The organism is Arthrobacter sp. CAN_A6, assembly GCF_015751715.1.
Classification (GTDB): domain Bacteria; phylum Actinomycetota; class Actinomycetes; order Actinomycetales; family Micrococcaceae; genus Arthrobacter_D.
Window position 1 is genome coordinate 210,703 of the sequence record NZ_JADOUV010000005.1, and the last position, 19,227, is coordinate 229,929.

The 19,227-nt window shown below is 63.0% G+C and carries 20 protein-coding genes; 13 read left to right on the top strand and 7 right to left on the bottom strand.

Annotation, left to right across the window (positions count from 1 at the left end; all coding sequences use genetic code 11):
- Positions 1-219 precede the first annotated feature (219 nt).
- The 5 genes from IWX75_RS10705 to IWX75_RS10725 all read left to right on the top strand — a co-directional run bounded on the left by IWX75_RS10705 (position 220) and on the right by IWX75_RS10725 (position 4,647).
- Entirely contained in the window at positions 220-600 is a 381-nt protein-coding gene (locus IWX75_RS10705) for a HesB/IscA family protein (RefSeq protein ID WP_196822230.1), read from the top strand.
- A gap of 184 nt (positions 601-784) precedes the next feature.
- On the top strand, positions 785-1,654 hold the full coding sequence (ctaC, locus tag IWX75_RS10710; RefSeq protein WP_196822231.1) for an aa3-type cytochrome oxidase subunit II: 870 nt from the start codon (positions 785-787) through the stop codon (positions 1,652-1,654).
- Positions 1,654-3,375, top strand: a complete 1,722-nt coding sequence (gene ctaD / locus IWX75_RS10715; protein ID WP_196822232.1) for an aa3-type cytochrome oxidase subunit I — start codon at positions 1,654-1,656, stop codon at positions 3,373-3,375. Before ctaC ends, ctaD begins: the two co-directional genes overlap by 1 nt.
- 3 nt (positions 3,376-3,378) lie before the next feature.
- Entirely contained in the window at positions 3,379-3,780 is a 402-nt protein-coding gene (locus tag IWX75_RS10720; protein ID WP_196822233.1) for a cytochrome c oxidase subunit 4, read from the top strand.
- A gap of 93 nt (positions 3,781-3,873) precedes the next feature.
- Positions 3,874-4,647, top strand: coding sequence for a GntR family transcriptional regulator (locus IWX75_RS10725; protein WP_196822294.1), 774 nt, complete (start codon positions 3,874-3,876; stop codon positions 4,645-4,647).
- 57 nt (positions 4,648-4,704) lie between these two features.
- Here IWX75_RS10725 and IWX75_RS10730 read toward each other — a convergent pair whose 3' ends face one another.
- The 5 genes from IWX75_RS10730 to ctaE form a co-directional block, all read right to left on the bottom strand.
- A complete protein-coding gene (locus tag IWX75_RS10730) occupies positions 4,705-5,304 on the bottom strand; it encodes a phosphatase PAP2 family protein (RefSeq protein WP_196822234.1) in 600 nt (199 codons plus the stop codon).
- A gap of 89 nt (positions 5,305-5,393) precedes the next feature.
- A complete protein-coding gene (gene qcrB, locus IWX75_RS10735) occupies positions 5,394-7,076 on the bottom strand; it encodes a cytochrome bc1 complex cytochrome b subunit (RefSeq protein ID WP_196822235.1) in 1,683 nt (560 codons plus the stop codon).
- Between the two features lie 2 nt (positions 7,077-7,078).
- Entirely contained in the window at positions 7,079-8,104 is a 1,026-nt protein-coding gene (gene qcrA, locus IWX75_RS10740) for a cytochrome bc1 complex Rieske iron-sulfur subunit (RefSeq protein WP_196822236.1), read from the bottom strand.
- A 72-nt stretch (positions 8,105-8,176) separates the two neighbouring features.
- A complete protein-coding gene (gene qcrC, locus IWX75_RS10745; RefSeq protein WP_196822237.1) occupies positions 8,177-8,968 on the bottom strand; it encodes a cytochrome bc1 complex diheme cytochrome c subunit in 792 nt (263 codons plus the stop codon).
- 83 nt (positions 8,969-9,051) lie between these two features.
- Positions 9,052-9,690, bottom strand: a complete 639-nt coding sequence (gene ctaE / locus IWX75_RS10750) for an aa3-type cytochrome oxidase subunit III (protein WP_196822238.1) — start codon at positions 9,688-9,690, stop codon at positions 9,052-9,054.
- 148 nt (positions 9,691-9,838) lie between these two features.
- Here ctaE and trpD point away from each other — a divergent pair, with 148 nt between their 5' ends.
- Positions 9,839-10,900 carry an anthranilate phosphoribosyltransferase gene (gene trpD, locus IWX75_RS10755; protein ID WP_196822239.1) on the top strand — a complete coding sequence of 354 codons (1,062 nt, stop codon included), beginning with the start codon at positions 9,839-9,841 and terminating at the stop codon, positions 10,898-10,900.
- A gap of 34 nt (positions 10,901-10,934) precedes the next feature.
- Here trpD and IWX75_RS10760 read toward each other — a convergent pair whose 3' ends face one another.
- Both IWX75_RS10760 and IWX75_RS10765 read right to left on the bottom strand, forming a co-directional pair.
- The gene (locus IWX75_RS10760; protein WP_196822240.1) at positions 10,935-11,216 is read right to left on the bottom strand and encodes an Lrp/AsnC family transcriptional regulator; all 282 of its coding nucleotides are present in this window, start codon (positions 11,214-11,216) and stop codon (positions 10,935-10,937) included.
- On the bottom strand, positions 11,213-11,680 hold the full coding sequence (locus IWX75_RS10765) for a DUF3054 domain-containing protein (RefSeq protein WP_196822241.1): 468 nt from the start codon (positions 11,678-11,680) through the stop codon (positions 11,213-11,215). Before IWX75_RS10765 ends, IWX75_RS10760 begins: the two co-directional genes overlap by 4 nt.
- A gap of 131 nt (positions 11,681-11,811) precedes the next feature.
- Here IWX75_RS10765 and IWX75_RS10770 point away from each other — a divergent pair, with 131 nt between their 5' ends.
- From IWX75_RS10770 to IWX75_RS10800, 7 genes are all read left to right on the top strand, one after another.
- Complete coding sequence (locus IWX75_RS10770; protein WP_196822242.1) at positions 11,812-12,279, top strand: VOC family protein; 468 nt, start codon at positions 11,812-11,814, stop codon at positions 12,277-12,279.
- A 628-nt stretch (positions 12,280-12,907) separates the two neighbouring features.
- Positions 12,908-13,885, top strand: coding sequence for a tripartite tricarboxylate transporter substrate binding protein (locus IWX75_RS10775; RefSeq protein ID WP_196822243.1), 978 nt, complete (start codon positions 12,908-12,910; stop codon positions 13,883-13,885).
- 1 nt (position 13,886) lies between these two features.
- The gene (locus IWX75_RS10780; RefSeq protein WP_196822244.1) at positions 13,887-15,434 is read left to right on the top strand and encodes a tripartite tricarboxylate transporter permease; all 1,548 of its coding nucleotides are present in this window, start codon (positions 13,887-13,889) and stop codon (positions 15,432-15,434) included.
- Between the two features lies 1 nt (position 15,435).
- Positions 15,436-15,873, top strand: a complete 438-nt coding sequence (locus tag IWX75_RS10785; protein ID WP_196822245.1) for a tripartite tricarboxylate transporter TctB family protein — start codon at positions 15,436-15,438, stop codon at positions 15,871-15,873.
- Positions 15,874-15,888: 15 nt separating this feature from the next.
- Positions 15,889-16,980: a tartrate dehydrogenase gene (locus IWX75_RS10790; RefSeq protein ID WP_196822246.1), complete on the top strand. Its 1,092-nt coding sequence runs from the start codon at positions 15,889-15,891 to the stop codon at positions 16,978-16,980.
- Positions 16,977-18,143 carry a mandelate racemase/muconate lactonizing enzyme family protein gene (locus IWX75_RS10795; RefSeq protein WP_334684256.1) on the top strand — a complete coding sequence of 389 codons (1,167 nt, stop codon included), beginning with the start codon at positions 16,977-16,979 and terminating at the stop codon, positions 18,141-18,143. Before IWX75_RS10790 ends, IWX75_RS10795 begins: the two co-directional genes overlap by 4 nt.
- Positions 18,144-18,175: 32 nt before the next feature.
- Positions 18,176-19,165, top strand: a complete 990-nt coding sequence (locus IWX75_RS10800; RefSeq protein WP_196822247.1) for an NAD(P)-dependent oxidoreductase — start codon at positions 18,176-18,178, stop codon at positions 19,163-19,165.
- The last annotated feature ends 62 nt before the right edge of the window (positions 19,166-19,227 follow it).

Sequence of the window (19,227 nt, forward strand, 5' to 3'; positions counted from 1 at the left end):
CCGTGATGCGCCGCGCGTGACGCTCCGCCCGTGATGCGCCGCGCGTGACGCTCCGCCCGTGATGCGCCCGAGGAAATGAAATGGGAGCCCCGTGCGTTGTAATGGTTGCCGTGTTGCTTGGCAGGACCGGCGTACCATTGGACCAACCCGCGCACTTCGACACCGTGGACGGAACCGACGCGGTCGTTTCAGCAACGGATCCGAGCTAGGAGAGACACAATGAGCACTTCCATCACCGAGACCGGTACTGAGCAGGCAGGGGCAAACCTTGCCGAGCACGAGGTCAAGCTTTCCGACGTCGCCGCAGGGAAGGTCCGCAGCCTTCTCGAGCAGGAGGGCCGCACCGACCTACGCCTCCGCGTCGCCGTCCAGCCCGGCGGCTGCTCGGGCCTGATCTACCAGCTGTACTTCGATGAGCGCGTGCTCGACGGCGATGCCGTCAAGGATTTCGACGGCGTCGAGGTCATCGTCGACAAGATGAGCGTCCCCTACCTGTCGGGCGCCTCGATCGATTTCGAGGACACCATTTCCAAGCAGGGCTTCACCATCGACAACCCCAACGCCGGCGGATCCTGCGCCTGCGGAGACTCCTTCCACTAGCACTCCATTAGCACGTCCCGAGGGCCGTTCCAAAGCACCGTTCCCGGTGCGGGACGGCCCTTTTGCTTGTCACAGGATGGCCTCGACTGAGGGTAAGCTCTACAGTGAGTAGTAAAACTGGATGTGCACCCCGGACTGCAGCAGACTGCGGGTGGCAACACGCGTAGAAAAGGAAGGTCCGTCTGTGAGTTCGCAGGACCGAACCGGCAGCAGGAAAGCCAGGATCGCGAAGATCTCCAGCATCTCGCTGGGCGGCGCACTGCTATTGTCCGGTTGTTCAGTTGAAGCCCAAAAGGGCTGGTTGCCCGCCGAGCGCGACAACACCAACCACACGGGAATCATCATGGACCTGTGGGTCAACTCGTGGATTGCGGCCCTTGTGGTCGGCATCATCACGTGGGGCCTGATCATCTGGTGCATGGTGGCATACCGCCGCCGCCGCAACGACACGGGCTTTCCCCGGCAGTTGAGCTACAACCTGCCCCTCGAGATCTTCTACCTGACCATTCCGCTCTTCATGGTCCTCGTGTTCTTCTACTTCACCGAGCGTGAGCAGAGCGCTATCGACGCGAGGGTCGCAGAACCGGACGTCATCGTCGATGTGCGTGGCAAGCAGTGGTCCTGGGACTTCAACTACGTCAACGAGGACAAGTACTCCGTAGGGGTCCAGGCGAATCTCACCGGGGAGCCGGGGGTTCCGGAAACCCTTCCCACGCTCTACCTGCCGGTCAACCGGTCGGTCGAGCTCCAGCTGAATGCCCGCGACGTGCAGCACTCCTTCTGGGTTCCGGCCTTCCTCCAGAAGCGGGACCTCTATCCCGGGCGCACGAACTACATCAACCTCACTCCCACCCGGGAGGGAACGTTCGACGGCAAATGTGCCGAGCTCTGCGGCCAGTACCACTCCGAGATGCTCTTCAATGTGGCAGTCGTCTCCCAGGAGGAGTTCGATCGCCAGATGGCACAACTGGAAGACGGCCAGCTCGGAGACGAGTACGACCGCGATTCCTACCCGGAAGCGGATCCAGACTTCGACCCCGCCAGGAGTAGCTGATGTCAACCTACGAATACACCCTTGAGGAAGCAGGCACGATAGCCGCTCCTCGCGTGGTCCCAAGGTCAAAAGGCAGGATCGTGGTCAACTGGATCACGTCCACCGACCACAAGACCATCGGGTACATGTACCTCATTGCCTCGTTCGTCTTCTTCTGCTTCGCGGGAGTCATGGCACTGGTCATCCGCGCCGAACTCTTCGAGCCCGGCATGCAGATCCTTCAGACGAAGGAGCAGTACAACCAGCTGTTCACCATGCACGGCACTATCATGCTCCTGATGTTCGCGACACCCCTGTTCGCCGGATTCGCGAACGTCATCATGCCCCTGCAGATCGGTGCGCCTGACGTCGCCTTCCCTCGGCTCAACGCGCTGGCCTTCTGGTTCTTCCTCTTCGGCAGCACCATCGCCGTCTCGGGCTTCATCACCCCGCAGGGAGCGGCCTCCTTCGGCTGGTTCGCCTACGCGCCTCTCTCGAGCACTACATTCTCACCCGGCGTCGGCGGAGATCTCTGGGTGTTCGGCCTGGCGTTGTCCGGGTTCGGCACCATCCTCGGCTCGGTCAACTTCATCACGACCATCATCTGCATGAGGGCTCCGGGAATGACGATGTGGCGGATGCCCATCTTCACCTGGAACACCCTCGTCACGGCGATCCTCGTGCTGATGGCGTTCCCGCCACTCGCCGCCGCGCTCTTCGCACTCGGCGCCGACCGCCGCTTCGGCGCCCACATCTTCGATCCGGAGAACGGTGGGGCGATCCTCTGGCAGCACCTGTTCTGGTTCTTCGGGCACCCCGAGGTGTACATCATCGCGCTGCCCTTCTTCGGCATCGTCTCGGAGATCTTCCCGGTGTTCAGCAGGAAACCGATCTTCGGCTACAAAGGCATCGTTTATGCGACGATCGCCATCGCAGCCCTGTCGGTAACCGTCTGGGCGCACCACATGTACGTCACCGGTGCGGTGCTGCTGCCGTTCTTCGCCTTCATGACCATGCTGATCGCGGTACCCACCGGGGTGAAGTTCTTCAACTGGATCGGCACCATGTGGCGGGGGTCCCTGACCTTCGAGACCCCGATGCTCTGGAGCCTCGGCTTCCTCGTCACCTTCCTCTTCGGCGGGCTGACCGGGATCATCCTGGCGTCACCGCCGCTTGACTTCCATGTTTCGGACACCTACTTCGTGGTTGCCCACTTCCACTACGTGGTCTTCGGCACCGTGGTCTTCGCGATGTTCGCCGGGTTCTACTTCTGGTGGCCGAAGTTCACCGGCAAGATGCTCAACGAGCGCCTCGGCAAGATCCATTTCTGGCTCCTGTTCCTCGGCTTCCACGGAACGTTCCTCATCCAGCACTGGCTCGGCGTCATCGGCATGCCGCGCCGCTATGCGGACTACCTGCCGGAAGACGGGTTCACTGCGATGAACCAGTTCTCCACAATTGCCTCCTTCGTCCTGGGCGCATCGCTCATCCCGTTCTTCTGGAACGTGTACATCACCTGGCGAAGCGGCAAGAAGGTAGAGGTCGATGATCCGTGGGGCTTCGGAGCGTCACTCGAATGGGCCACCTCCTGCCCACCGCCACGGCACAACTTCACTTCGCTGCCCCGGATCCGCTCCGAGCGGCCAGCTCTTGACCTCCACCACCCGGAGCTGCAGCAGACGCACACCCCTGAGGGTGCGGTTGGGCAGGCGCTGGGCGCTGCGGACCGGAAGGACGCCTAAGGCATGCGCGTAGAAACCAAGCTCTTCGTCTATCTGGCGCCCTTTTTCGCCCTGGTGGGAACCGTCTACGGTGTCCTCGTCGAATGGCAGGAACCGGTCGGTTTCCTGGGGCTCTTCCTTACCGCCGGCCTGGCCGGCATGATCGGCTTCTACCTCGGTTTCACCGGCAAACGGGTAGGCCTTCGTCCCGAAGACCGCCTCGACGCCGAGATCCACGAAGGCTCGGGGGAGCAGGGCCACTTCAGCCCCTGGAGCTGGTGGCCGCTCGTTCTGGGTCTCGCCTCGGCGACAGGCTTCCTCGGCCTGGCAATCGGCTGGTGGATTCTCTATATCGGGGCAGGACTTGCAGTGGTCGCTCTGGTCGGCTGGGTGTACGAATACAGTCGCGGAGACCACGCCCACTAGTCGCATACCGTGCGGCGGCTCGCACGGCGGGTCAGGACGAAGTAGCCGTGCAGTAGAAACAAGAATGGGGTGACGAAGGTGCCGGCGGTCAGGCTGATCGATGTCGCAGCCTTGGATGATTCGTCTCCAGTGGCCAAGCACGTCCAGCTCCGCGAGATCCTGCGGAACTATGTGCTCGACCACGGAGAACCCGGTGCCGCCATTCCCTCCGAACGTCAGCTCACCCTCCATTTCGGAGTAGCGCGAATGACGGTCCGCCACGCCATCGACGCACTAGTGGCCGAAGAGGTGCTCGAGCGCATTGTCGGACTGGGGACCTTCGTCGCCCATACCAAGCTCGACCTTCAGATGAAGCTGACCTCCTACAGCGAGGAGATGCTTCGCCGGGGGATGGTGCCTGATGCCCACGTGCTCAGCTTCGAACAGATCGCAGCCAGTCCGCACGTGGCCCGGGAACTCCAGGTGGAACTCGGACTGCCCGTGGTGCGGTTTCGGCGCCAGCTCCTCGCCGACGGGGAGCCGATGAGCGTGGACGAGAATTTCATCCCGGCCCACCGTGTCCCGGGTATCCTCGATCAACCTCCACCGACGTCGCTCTACAACGTCCTCAGCGAGAAGTACGGGCTCGTGATGGAGTGGGGAGAAGACACCATCGAGGCGACAGCAGCATCTCCGTCCATCGCAAGGCTGCTCAACGTCGAGATGGGTGCACCACTGCTCAAGATCCAGCGCCACGCATACGTCTCGCGGACCATGGTGGACTTCTCGGTGTCCTATTATCGGGCTGACCGGTACAAGCTTTGGGTGCCGCTCCAGCGCCCCGGCGTCCGGACGCCGCGAGGGTACAGCTCCAAGCGCCTGGGCTGAACCCACCCAGAACCTCCTGAACCTCTCCCGCCGGTGGTCGTCGTCCGTGGCCGCGCGTCAGGGGACCAGCGTCAGGTACAACAGTGCAATGCCTCCGCCGACAAGCCAACCCGCCAGGACCTGGGCTACAGTATGCGCCTCCAGTACGACTCGGGACCAGCCCACTGCGACCGGAATTGCCAGTGCCGCCATGCCGGGTAATCCGATAAGGAACAGGACGACCAGCGAGAAGAAAACCGCGACGGCCGAGTGGGCGGAGAGCTTCCAAAACAGGTTGACGACGAGAACCGCGACGATCCCAGCCACTGAACTGAGGACGGCCCGGATCAGATCCGCCGGCGCATCGATCAGCTGAAGGATCCACACGCCGAGGGCGATGGAAACCAGAGATCCGCCGAGGATCGGAGCGCGCTGCCGGCGGTTGCCGATGTGGTGGTCGGTGACCTTACCTGCTCGGACCAGCAGGACCACCGCGACGAGTGGAAGCCCGGTGACGAACAGGACGGCCAACAGGCCGGAACCGATGCCACGGGCGAGGCCCGCGGTGTGGACGCTCACGATCAACAGCAGTGCTGAGAGGAGCACAGCGGGAGCGAAAACCTCGGTCACCACCTTCGCTACGAGGCGGGCATGGGAACGCGGAATTGCGGGATGCATGGGGAGAGCCGAATCTATGGTCGCCGGGCGAACGGGAGAGGGTCCGGACAGCCGAGCTGTTCGGACCCTCTCCACGCGGAACTTCGTAGCTAGTGGCTCGCGATCGACTCCCGGTCCTGGGATTCGGCGATCTCGCCATGGTGACCGGAGTGAGCGGCGCTCAGTTCGGATGGCGTCACCGGGGCAACGCGGTCCTCGAAGAAGAACCGTGAAGCCCTGCTCCTGGCCTTCTCCGACAGGCCGACCTTGCCGTGCGCGTCCGCCGCCGGAAGTGCAACCTGGGGAGAATCGAAGCTGACGAGCCGATACCGCTTGTATTCGTCCACCGGCTCATGCACTTCGATGAACTCTCCGTGGGGGAGCCTGACGATCCGTCCCGTCTCCCTGCCGTGCAGCGCGATCTCGCGGTCCTTGCGCTGCAAGGCGAGCGCGATGCGCCGTGCGACCATGAAGCCGAGGACCGGCCCGAAGATCGCGAGGAAACGGAGCCAGTAGGTCACGTCATTCAGGGAGACCAGGAAGTGGGTGGCGATGAGGTCGGAGCTCGCAGCAGCCCATAGGACGCAGTAGAAAACGATTCCTGCCACGCCGATCCCGGTGCGGGTCGGTGCATTGCGGGGCCGGTCGAGCAGGTGCTTCTCGCGCCGGTCCCTGGTGACCCAGGCTTCGATCCAGGGCCAGGCGAACATCAGCGTGAAGACGATGCCCGCCGGGACGAGAGCCGGAATCAGGACGTTCAGCGAGAGCGTGTTCACGCCCCAGGGGAACGGAATGTTCCATTCGAAGTCGAACGCTCCGAGTGTTCCGGGCATCAACCGCAGTGCGCCGTCCACCCACCCGATGTACCAGTCCGGCTGGGTTCCAGCCGAGACGGGGGAGGGATCATAGGGACCGTAGTTCCAGATCGGGTTGATGGTGAAGGCGGCGGAGATCGCGGCGACGATTCCGAAGACGATGAAGAAGAAGCCGCCGGCTTTCGCTGCGTAGACGGGGCCGACCGGGTAGCCGACGACGTTCGTGTTGGTGCGGCCCGGGCCGGGGAACTGGGTGTGCTTGTGCAGGACCACCATGAACAGGTGGATGCCGATGAGCAGCAGGATCAGCGCGGGAATCAGGAGGATGTGCAGGACGTACAGCCTGCCGATGATCGCGGTACCGGGGAATTCTCCTCCGAAGAGGAAGAAGCTGAGGTAAGTTCCGACGACCGGGATGGCTTTCATGACGCCGTCGATGATGCGCAGGCCGTTTCCGGAGAGCAGGTCGTCGGGGAGCGAGTAACCGGTGAAGCCCGCTGCCAGGCTCATGATCAGGAGGACGCAGCCGACGACCCAGTTGAATTCCCGAGGCTTCCGGAAGGCGCCGGTGAAGAAGACGCGCAGCATATGGACGGCCACTGCTGCAACGAAGAGGAGAGCAGACCAGTGGTGAACCTGCCGCATGAACAGCCCGCCACGGATGTCGAAGGAGATATCGAGCGACGACGCGTAGGCGACCGACATCTCGACCCCGCGCAGTGGCAGGTAGCTTCCCTCATAGTGCGTCTCGGCCATGGACGGATCGTAGAAGAAGGTCAGGAACGTTCCGGAGATCAGGAGGATGACGAAGGTGTAGAGCGCTACTTCGCCGAACATGAAGGTCCAGTGGTCCGGGAAGATCTTCCGCCCGAACTCCTTGACCATTGCTGATCCACCTACGCGGGAGTCGACATAGTTGGTGACTTTGCCGACGCGCGTCTTCGGCTCATATGCCGGTGTCGCAGTTGAGCTGCTCATGGTCAGCCTCGCTCCCAGAAACTAGGTCCTACGGGTTCTTGGAAATCGCTCGTCGCCACGAGGTAGCCCTCGTCGTCGACATCGATCGGAAGCTGTGGAAGCGGGCGGGCCGCCGGGCCGAAGATGACCTTGGCCTCCTGTGTCACGTCGAAGGTCGACTGGTGACACGGGCACAGCAAGTGGTGGGTTTGCTGTTCGTACAGCGCTACCGGACAGCCGACGTGCGTGCAGATCTTCGAGTACGCGACAATTCCCTCGTAGGCCCAATCCTCACGCCCGGGGGAAGGATTGAGTTCCTCGGGGTCAAGACGCATGAGCAGGACGACTGCCTTCGCCTTTTCCTCGAGCTTGTGCTCTGCTTCGTTCAGTCCCTCGGGGATGACGTGGAACGCCGAACCCACCGTCACATCGGCGGCGCGAATAGGGGTGCCGCTCGGGTCGCGGGTGAGACGGGTGCCTGCCTCCCACATGGTCTCCCGGAGGACGTTTCCGGGAAGGGGACCCAGATCGCGGAAGATGGCGATGGCGGGGAGGGGAGCGAGCACCATCGCACCGAGCAGGGTGTTCCGGATGAGGGGGCGACGCTTGATTCCCGTCTCCTCGAAGATGTCGCCGATGATCTTCTCTGCGTCAGCGCGATCCTTCTCGGGACGGATCTCGTGGCGGCTCTCGGTCACCTCGTGATCCGGCATGAGCGTCCTTGCCCAGTGCACGATTCCCACGCCGATTCCCAGCATCGCGAATGCCGTCCCGAAGCCGAGCATCAGGTTCTGCAGACGAAGCCGGGCGATGGAGTCGTTCAGCGGGACGAAGAAGTAGCCGACGAAGAAGAGGAGGGTGCCGATGATCGAGATCACGAAGAGGAGTGCGACCTGACGTTCAGCCCTCTTCTCGGCGCGCCGATCCCGGTCAGCGAGGCGTGGGCGGTGTGGCGGGAGGCCAGGGTTCTCGAACGTATCAACGCCGCCCTGGCCCGGCTTAGCTACGGTGGCCGAGGTGTTCGGACTGCCGTGACTACTGTCGGCCATGATCCCTCTCAACTTTCTTTAGGTTCTTCGCAATTCGTCGGTAAACCGCCAACCCCGGGAGGGCTGGGAAAACTAGGAGGACCTGGACGTCAGCCAGATGGTGAAGGCAATGATGACACCGAGGCCGGCGATCCAGATGAACAAACCCTCGGACACCGGTCCCAGCGCACCGAGTTCGGCTCCACCGGGGGAGCCCTGCTCATTGATCGTGTCGAGGAAAGCGATGATGTCCTGCTTGTCCTCGGGAGTGATGTTGGCATCACTGAATACGGGCATGTTCTGCGGTCCGGTGACCATGGCTTCGTACACGTGCTTCGGACTGGTGCCGTCGATCGACGGTGCGAACTTCCCGCGGGTCAATGCTCCGCCGGCGGCCGCGGCGTTGTGGCACATTGCGCAGTTGACGCGGAACAACTCGCCGCCGTTCGAGGAGTCTCCCTCGGAAGGATCGAGGATGTCTTCACCGGGGATGGCGGGACCCGCTCCGAGGGAGGCCACGTATGCGGCCATCTGCCGGATCTGCTCGTCCGTGAACTGAACCGGCTTCACCTGGGCCTGGGGCCCGTCCATCTGCATGGGCATGCGTCCGGTGCCCACCTGGAAGTCGACAGAGGCTGCGCCGACGCCGATCAGCGAAGGAGCGGCATCGGATCCTGAAGCGCCGAGCCCATGGCAGGAAGCGCAGTTCGCGACGAAGAGCTTGCTGCCCTCTTCCACATCGGTGGCTGAGAAGGACGTCGTCTGGGCCTTGGCTTCGTTGGCAGTACTGGCGAAAGCGTAGATTCCGCCGGTGACGAGCAGGGCCAGCAACAGCAGCGCTACTGCCGCCAGTGGGTGACGCCGGCTCTGTGATAATGCCTTCACGCGATGGTTCCTGTCTGCCGTATTGCCATAGCTTTGAACTTCTTCCTTGAATTCTACCGCTAGTAGAAAAGTCTACAGGAGGATCACTTCAAGAAGTAGATAATGATGAAGAGGCCGATCCAGACCACGTCGACGAAGTGCCAGTAGTAGGACGTCACGATGGCCGAGGTCGCCTCGAAGTGGCCGAACCGCTTCGCCGCGTAGGCTCGGCCGATGATGAAGAGGAAGGCGATCAGGCCACCGAGGACGTGGAGTCCGTGGAAGCCCGTAGTGATGTAGAACGCCGATCCGTAGGCGTTGGAGGAGAGTGCAACACCTTCCGACACCAGCATCGCGTACTCATAGGCCTGCACGGCAACGAAGACCGCCCCTAGGAGGAAGGTGAGGAAGAACCACTCGACCATGCCCCAGCGCAGCGGGGAGAAGAGCCCTCCGGTGCGGCGTGCCTGGAGCCGCTCGGCAGCGAAGACGCCGAACTGGCAACTGAAGGAGCTCGACACGAGGATGATCGTGTTCACAAGCGCGAACGGGACGTTGAGCTTGTCCGATTCGAGTGCCCACAGCTCGCCCGAGGTGGAGCGCAGGGTGAAGTACATGGCAAAAAGGCCGGCAAAGAACATCAGTTCACTCGACAGCCACACGACGGTTCCGACGGAGACCATGTTGGGGCGGTTGAGCGCGGGATGAGCGGCGGCGCTGGGAGCTTGAGTCGCAGATGTCACAGGTTCATTATGTCTCTAAGTTCGGCAGGATCACCAATGCAAAAAGGGGCGGGTCGGGCGCTATGCCCGTCGGTGAGGAGGAGTTCCCTTTACTGGCGCGGAAGAACAGGCGGGATGACTTTCTACAATTCGTAGATAACCTAGGGGGGTGACTGCAATATCCAGCGTTCGAAGCCCTCAGACCACGTGGCCTCTGCTCTTCGGCGCCCTGATTGCCCGGCAGGATCTGACGGTTGTGCAGACCCGCTGGGCGATGGACAGCATCATGTCGGGGGAGGCGACGCACTCCCAGATTGCGGGGTTCCTGCTCGCGCTTCGCGCCAAGGGCGAATCGGTGGATGAGCTGGTCGGCCTCGTCGAGGCGATGCTCGGACGCGCCAACCGCATTGCCGTCTCCGGAGAAACGCTCGACATCGTGGGCACCGGGGGGGACGGGCTGGACACGCTCAATATTTCGACGATGGCTTCGCTTGTCGCTGTGGGCGCCGGCGCGAAAGTGGTCAAGCACGGCAACCGGGGTGCGTCGTCGTCCTCGGGTGCGGCAGACGTCATCGAAGCGCTCGGGGTGCGGCTCGATCTGGCTCCGGCGGAGGTCGCGGTCACCGCCGAGCGGGCGGGGATCACCTTCTGCTTCGCCCAGGTGTTCCACCCGTCGATGAGGCATGTGGCTGTACCGCGGAGGGAGTTGGGCGTTCCGACGGCGTTCAACTTCCTCGGGCCGCTCAGCAATCCGGCGGGGGTTGCCGCGCAAGCGGTGGGTTGTGCCGATGCCCGGATGGCACCGCTGATGGCAGGAGTTCTCGCGGCGCGTGGAATCCGGGCCCTGGTGTTCCGGGGGAGCGACGGACGCGACAAGCTGACCACGAGCGGCTCGTCGGCTGTCTGGGAGGTACGGAACGGGAAGGTGCAGGAGTATCTGGTTCACCCCTCCGATTTCGGGGTCCCCGTCGTGGACGTGGACGCTCTCCGTGGTACGGACGCACAGGGCAACGCCGGCGTGGTGCGGCGGCTGTTGACGGGCGACCGCGGACCGGTGCGCGACGCCGTCGTCCTCAATGCCGCGGCCGGGCTCGTAGCGCTTGACGACAGCTCCGACGGCGCGCTCATCACCCGTATCTCGACTGCGATGGAGCGAGCGCGCGAGTCGATCGACTCCGGGGCGGCGGCGAAGGTGCTCGACCGTTGGGTAGCGGTGAGCGGATCCTTCTAGCGACGGTGAGCCGCCGCTCCTTCGGGAAGTGCTACTAGCTGTCGAAGCCGAGGGAGAAAGCGGCGTCGATGTCGTGCCGCGAGTACGAGCGGAACGCGATCTGCGTCGTCGTTGATTCGACGCCCTCGACCTTCGACAGGCGGTCTGCAATGACGTCGGCCAGATCCTCATGCTTGGTGACCCGTGCAACCGCAATCAGATCCCATTCGCCCGTCACCGAGTACACCTCGCTGATGCCCTCGATTTCGGAGATTTCCTGGGCGCATTCCGGGATCCGTGAGGCATCGGTCTGGATGAGGACGAAAGCGGTGATCATCGGTGCCCTTTCATGGGGATGGGGTTCTCCAACACCGTACCTCCCTGAGAGCGTCCCGGTGCACCCGCGCCCCTCGATCGGCCGCCGAACCGGCGGACGAGTATTGCCGCCAGCCGGGGCAGGGCGAGCAGTACACCGAGGGCAGCAAGGGCTACCAGCTGGAAGCTCACGGCCATCCCGCCACCCGTGGCGAATCGCAGCAGGAGTCCCAACAGCACGGTGATGAGCCAGATCCCGACGCCGGTGGGCCACACGCGGGTGGGCATCCGCCAGGCCCGCAGGACCAGCCACGCGGCGGTGCACGCGATCAGGAAAGGGGCAGCGGTGGCGAGGATTCCCGCGGGGGAGAGGCCGTGGTCATGGGTGCTTCGGCCTGAGGCTGCAAAGACGACGATCAATCCCAGGTCAGCAGCGAACCAGCCAAGCCGCGGGAAGCGGGACCGGGTGGAAGGGTGTTTCGGCATACCTCCAGCCTAGGTCTTGATGGCGGGGGGCAGGTGGACTAGCGTCTGCGCTGAAGCCCCGACGGGCGACGACAGGCAACGACGAACAGCGATTATGGCGGCGGAGACCTGCCGCACGGAAAGGAAAGGCCATGAGTGTCATCACACCTTGCCTCTGGTTCGAAAGTGAGGCAGAGGACGCGGCCGCACTTTATACGGGGGTGGTGCGCAACTCGCGGATCCTTGCTGTTGCGAGATCGGGGGTTGAGGAGGATGCCCCGGCGGTAAGTGTGTCCTTCGAACTCGACGGACAGCCCTTCCTCGCTCTCAACGGTGCGCGAGCGGTGCCCTTCACCGACGCGGTATCCTTCCAGATCGGCTGCTCCGGCCAGGACGAGGTTGACCACTATTGGGACTCACTGACCGCGGGCGGGGGGCAGGCCGGCCGATGCGGCTGGCTCAAGGATCGGTACGGAGTGAGTTGGCAGGTCGTGCCGACCGCCCTGCCGTCGCTGATCGGCGGTGAGGATACCGCCGGAGCCCAGCGTGCGCTGTCCGCGATGCTGACTATGGGCAAGCTCGACATCGGGGTGCTGGAGCGCGCGTACTCAGGTGAATGAGGTGCGCGACGCCAGTGAACCAAGTAGCAGGTAGTTCGCAACGGCGGATTCGAGTGGCGAGTACTCGTGTGCAGGATGGAACGTCCTCCATAAAGTCATGGAAGTGAGTTCGGCGCCGTCGAACGCCGGCTCACCTCACTGCTTCCCGACCCGCCATCCGGCCCCGACTGGCCTGGTGGATCGCTTCGGTGCGGCAGTCCCCTATTCGAGAGCCGGCGGCGTTGTGCCTCCTGAGACCAGGCACCCCCCAGCCGCCGCCGGCTCTCTTCTGCTGCGATCAAGGCGAACCAGGACCCGACCCACGCCCGCGTTCGGCGGCGACGCTGATCCTTTCCCTTGTCCTGGTAGAAAGTGCTGCTACCCCGTCTCCACAACGCCTGGACAATCGCCCTCCCGCGCACCGGTTCCTCCGGCATAACGCGCTGACCGGGTGGGATAGGCATTTCCTATACGTGTAAGAGGATTTCTGTCTGCGACACGAAGTTCCGGCGCGATTAGTCTTCACTGCATGGCCGCGTCTGGCGCGACCTCTACGGTGGTACAGGACTGACACTCCTGTCCGGTGCCAGCCGTACGAACCAGCACTGCACGACATGATCAGCGCTAACGCTTACCAATGGAGGTAAAGATGAAAAGCCGTCGTATATTCACTTCTGTCGTCGGGATGGCCGCCCTGGCTCTGACAGCAACAGGATGTGGTGCTGGTGGTGGCGCTGCCGCTGAATTTCCCCAGAAGCGCATCGACTACGTTCTTCCCTTCGACGCGGGAGGGGAATCCGACATCACCGCACGGCTGCAGCAGGAAAAGCTGGGTGAGATTCTCGGGCAGACCGTCAACGTTTCCTACAAGCCCGGTGGCGGTGGAGCGCTTGGGTGGTCAGAGCTGACCCGTACCGCGCCTGACGGCTACACGGTCATGGGAAGCAACCTTCCGCACATCATCCTGCAGCCCATGCTGCGCGGCGACGCGGGTTACACCACCGAAGACCTCAAGCAGGTGTACATTTTCCAGAGCACGCCGAATGTTCTGCTGGTGCCTGCGGACAGCGATATCCAGACCCTCGATGACTTCATCGCGGAGGCCGAGGAGAACCCCGGAGCCATCTCCGTGGGCGGTAGCGGTGACTTCACGGCCAACCATATCGGCACGCTCATGTTGTCGGACATGGCCGGTATCGACCTCACCTACACACCGTTCTCCGGCACAGGTACCGCAGTGCCTGCCCTCCTGGGAGGGCATGTGGATGCGCTGATGTCCTACACCCCACAGATTTCGCAGCTGGGGGATCAGGTGCGTGCGATCGCTGTGGCGACCGAGGAGCGCATGCCAAGTTTCCCTGACGTGCCGACCTTCGCCGAACAGGGCTATGAACTCGCCGACGGCGCATACCGCGGGGTGTCAGTGCCCAAGGAAACGCCTGACGAGATCGTCCAGACCCTCGCGGACGCCTTCCAGGAGGTGAACGAGGACCCCGAACTCATCAAGGCCTTCGAAGAGCAGGGTTTCGTACTGGAAAACTACGGGCCCGACGAGGCAGCCACACTGACCGAGGAGCGGACGGCCGTCTACGAGGACCTGCTGACCAGGCTCGGAATGGTTCCCTGACATGTTCGAAGCACTAGGGCAAGGCCTGTTGGCCAACCTTGCCCCCTCCATGCTGCTCCTGGTGCTGATCGGCACCTTGAGCGGCATGGCCCTCGGGGCAATGCCGGGACTCAGCGCGACGATGGGCGTCGCGCTGCTCGTACCCTTCACCTTCGCGATGGACCCGACGCCGGGACTGGTTCTGCTCGGTGCCTTCTATATGGGCGCAATCTACGGCGGCGCGTTTACTGCGATTCTTGTCAATGCGCCCGGAACTCCATCCTCGATCGCCACCGCCTTCGACGGTTACCCTCTGACCCGGCAGGGCCGCAGCGAGTACGCAATCGTCGGAGCAACGATGGGCTCATTCGTGGGCGGAATCATCGGGGTCGTCGCCTTGATCTTCCTTGCACCTCCGCTCGCATCCTTCTCCCTGCGATTCGGTCCCCAGGAGTACTTCTGGGTGGCGATGTTCGGACTCACGATCATCGCGAGCCTTGCCTCAGGGTCCCTTCTCAAGGGCCTTATCGGAGGCCTGATCGGTCTACTCATCGCGACAATAGGAATTGCCCCCGTCGGAGGTGACGTCCGATTCACCTTTGGCGACCCGATGCTTCAGGGCGGAGTTCCGCTGGTGCCGGCGCTCATCGGCCTCTTCACGGTTCCGGAGGTCATCCGACTCATTGCCTTGCGGACCCGCGACGCGCAGATGGCCGACGACAGCGGGCAGAAGGCCGGCCTGTTCGGCATGGTGAAGGACGTCCTCGGACGGCCGGTGAACCTGCTGCGGTCGTCACTGATCGGCACGGCGGTGGGAATCCTTCCCGGAGCCGGCGGTAGTGTGGCGAACCTCGTGGCATACAACGAGGCGAAACGGGCCTCGAAGCATCCCGAGACGTTCGGGAAGGGCGAGATCGATGGTGTCATCGCTTCGGAGTCGGCGAACAACGGGACAGTCGGCGGCGGGTTCATTCCCACGCTCACGCTTGGAGTACCGGGAACCCCGCCCGATGCGATCATCCTGGGGGTGCTGCTCCTGCACGGCCTGCGTCCGGGCGCTGAACTTTTCGAAACCTCGGGGACACTGGTGTACACCTTCATCCTTGCCCTGGCGGTATCGGCCGTGATGATGGTTCCGGTGGGTCTCATAGCAGGACGGGGCCTTCAGCGCGGCGTCATGGCCCTGCCTGTCCGTTATCTCGCCCCCTCCATCACCGTCCTATCGATCATCGGCGCCTATGCGATTCGGAGTTCGGTCTTCGATGTGTTCATCATGCTCGCACTCGGTATCGTGGCGTACCTGCTGCAGCGCGTCGGCATCGGCGGAGCAGCCATCGTCCTCGGTCTGGTTCTTGGATCGATCGCGGAGACCGGCCTCGTGCAGGGCATCCTGACATCGTCGGGCGCCGACATGCCGTGGACCACGTTCTTCACCCGGCCGATCAGTCTTGTCCTCATAGCCATGTGCCTGATCTCCGCGGTCTGGCCTTTGCTCCAGAAAAGACGAGCCCGACGGAACCCCCCGGAGGCAGCGCCGGCTGTCGCTGCCGACCGAGCAGAGAACGGTTGATATGGGAAATATAATCGGAGGCTTCATTGTCCTTCTCTTCTGCTTCATTTTCTGGATCCAGCGGAACTACACCAGCGATTACGGAGGGCTTTTCCCCGACGTGGTGATGGCCGTGCTCGCGTTACTCAGCGTGATGCTGATTGCCCGCGGCGTGTTCTGGCGGCACGAAAGCGGCTGGGACACCACCGGTCGTCTGGGTTATCGGGACCTCGGCCGCGCCCTCTTGCTGCTGATTGCCTGGGTCATCTCGTTGCCAGTGCTCGGTTACCTCATCGGTGGAATCTTGTTCTTCACCCTGGTCGCCGTGATGATGCGCACGGAACGGCCCAGTGTGAAAAACCTTGCCCTGGATCTCGGCGTGGCCATTGCGGTGGTAGGTGCTTTCTATCTTGCCTTCACCCAGGTCCTGTACGTCAGTTTGCCCGAACTTTCCCTGTAACCCCGGAGCTAACCCATGACAACACCTAGTTATCACATTGCCGTCATCCCTGGTGACGGAATCGGCACGGAAGTGATGCCGCCGGCGCAGAAGCTCCTCGACCTCGCGGGCCAACGATACGGCTTTTCCTTCGAATGGGAGGAATTCGACTGGGGATGCGAGTACTACTCCCGTACGGGTCGGATGATGTCCGAGAACGGAATCGAGCAGCTTGCGGAGTGCGATCAGATCTTCCTCGGAGCAGTGGGTTTTCCGGGAGTTCCGGACCACGTGTCGCTCTGGGGCCTGCTCATTCCCATCCGGCGTGCCTTCCAGCAGTACATCAATCTGCGACCGGTGAAACTTCTTGCCGGAATAGAAAGCCCTCTGAGGAAGATCCCCGCAGGGGGTATCGATTTCCTCGTGGTGCGCGAGAACAACGAGGGGGAGTACTCCGAAAGCGGAGGACGCCTGTACCGGGGTACTCCCCAGGAACTCGCCATCCAGGAGTCGGTTTTCACCAGGTTCGGGGTCGAGCGCGCGATGCGTTACGCCATCAACCTCGCTGAGCAGCGAAAGGGGATCCTCGCCTCGGCAACGAAGTCGAACGGCATCATCCACACCATGCCGTTCTGGGACGAGATCCTCCGGGAACTCGGAACGGAACACCCCGACCTGAAAATTTCCGAGTATCACATCGACGCCCTCGCAGCACTGTTCGTGCTGGATCCCGCCCGCTTCGACGTCGTCGTTGCATCCAATCTCTTCGGTGACATCCTGACCGACCTCGGCGCCGCCATCATCGGAAGTATAGGCATCGCGCCGTCGGCGAACCTGAACCCCGAGGGCAGGTTTCCGTCGATGTTCGAGCCCGTCCACGGTTCAGCGCCCGATATCGCGGGTCAGGGGAAGGCGAACCCGATGGGCCAGATCTGGGCTGCCTCCATGATGTTGGACCATCTGGGACAGGAGGAAGCAGGCAAGGCGCTGCTTGACACCATGGAGCATGTGCTGGAGAAGACGAGCGTGCGGACGGCCGACATTGGTGGATCCTCAACCACTGACGAAGTATCCGACGCGCTTGTAGCTGCGTTTGATCAAGTGTCGAATGCAGGTGCAACCGCGTGAGGATCGTCGAGATCCGCGAGGAAACCCTGCCCATCAGCTCGTCAATCCGCAATGCCTTCATCGACTTCAGCAAGATGACGCTGAGCCTGGTGGCCGTGATCACCGACGTGCAGCGCGACGGACGCCCGGTGGTCGGGTACGGGTTCAACTCCAACGGTAGGTACGGGCAAGGCTCGATGATGCGGGAGCGCTTCATTCCCCGGGTGATGGTCGCTGATGACGCAGACCTGCTCGACGACACGGGGGAGAACCTTGACCCCGGCCGGATTTGGGACGTCATGATGGCAAATGAGAAGCCGGGCGGACACGGTGAACGATCGGTCGCCGTCGGAGCGATGGACATGGCCGTGTGGGACGCTGTGGCGAAGATCGAGAACAAGCCCCTCTTCCAGCTACTGGCCGAGCGCCACGGCAACGGGCTGGCGGACAACAAAGTGTTCGTCTATGCCGCCGGTGGGTATTACCAGCCGGGTCGCGGGATCCAGGGACTCCGTGACGAGATGCAGAGCTACCTCGACCGGGGCTACACGACGGTCAAGGCGAAAATCGGCGGAGCTTCCCTGGTTGAGGACATGCGGCGAATCGAAGCAGTGCTGGGGATGCTTCGCCCGGGGCAGCGGCTGGCGGTCGACGCCAACGGGCGATTCGATGCACGGACAGCTGTGGAGTACGCGAAAGCGCTGTCGGCGTATGACCTGTTCTGGTATGAGGAGCCGGTGGATCCCCTCGACTTCGAGGCCCAGGCCGAGGTGGCAGGTGTCTACGCGAAGCCGCTCGCGACGGGGGAGAACCTGTTCTCGATGCAGGACGCCCGCAACCTTATCCGTTACGGCGGCCTCCGTGCCGACAGGGACTGGCTGCAATTCGACTGCGCGCTGAGCTATGGCTTGGTGGAATATTTGCGGACCCTCTCGATGCTCGACGAGCACGGCTGGTCCCGGACGCGCTGCATTCCCCACGGGGGACACCAGATGTCCCTGAACATCGCGGCGGGACTGGGACTGGGCGGAAACGAGTCCTACCCCGACCTGTTCCAGCCGTTCGGGGGATTCCCCGACGGCGTGGAAGTCGAGGACGGCTATATCACCATGCCTGACCTTCCAGGAATAGGTTTCGAAGGGAAGAGCGACCTTTACTCGGTGATGCGCTCGCTGAGCGACTGACAGATCCAGGCATCTGCTCGACAGGAGAGACGATGAAAACCCCTGAGCTCCTTCAACGCCGTCCTATGGTCGCCGTCACGCGTTCGTCCCTGCCCGGCTCAGGGGTTGACCGCCTTCGCGAACACGCGGACGTCGTGCTCTGGCCCGACGACGAGATAGTCCCCGCGTCCGGGGCGGCGCTTCGGGCGTTCGCTGCGGACGCGGACGCCCTGCTTGCCGTTTATGCTTCGGTTGACCGCGCTTTTTTCGAGGCCGCACCGAATCTGAAGATCGTGGCCCTGCCGCACGCAGGGTTTGACAGCGTGGACGTCGAGGCCGCCAGGGATTCCGGTGTGATCGTCACGAATACTCCGAACGTCCTGTTCGATACCACTGCGGACACCACCTTTGCGCTCATTTTATCTGCGCGGCGGTTACTGATCGGAGCGAATGACGACCTCCGCTCCGGCAACTGGCGGCGAACCCGCTTCGATGAGCATCTCGGACTCGACGTGTCGGGTGCAACCCTGGGGCTGGCGGGGTTCGGCCAGATCGCGAGGGCCGTGGCCCGCCGGGCCGCGGGATTTGGTATGACCGTACTTCACAGCTTATCCCGGACCGGCACGACCGAACTGTCGAGCGCTGTTCCCTGGGGTGAACTGCTCGAACGCTCCGACATCGTGTCGCTGCACGTACCCCTGGCGCTGGAGACCCGGAACCTCATCGGTGCGGCGGAACTCAGGAGGATGAAGAACACCGCGACCCTCATCAACACTGCGCGCGGACCGGTGGTGGACACCGCAGCGCTGCTTGCGGCTCTCGACAGCGGGCAGATCCACTCGGCCGGCCTCGACGTGTTCGACACGGAGCCACTCCGCGATCCGTCGGCGCCTGTCCTGCTCCACCCTCGCATCACCGCCTTTCCCCACGTCGGTTCAGCCACGCACGCCACCCGTGAGCACATGGTGAACCTTGCTGTGGACAATATTTTGGCCGTGCTCAGCGGCAAGGGCGCGCTCACTCCTACACCGGACGCCGGATGACCGCTGGATAACGTTTCCGGGAGCTCTCCATACCCGCGCCGAGGCTGCCGGCGCGGGTATGG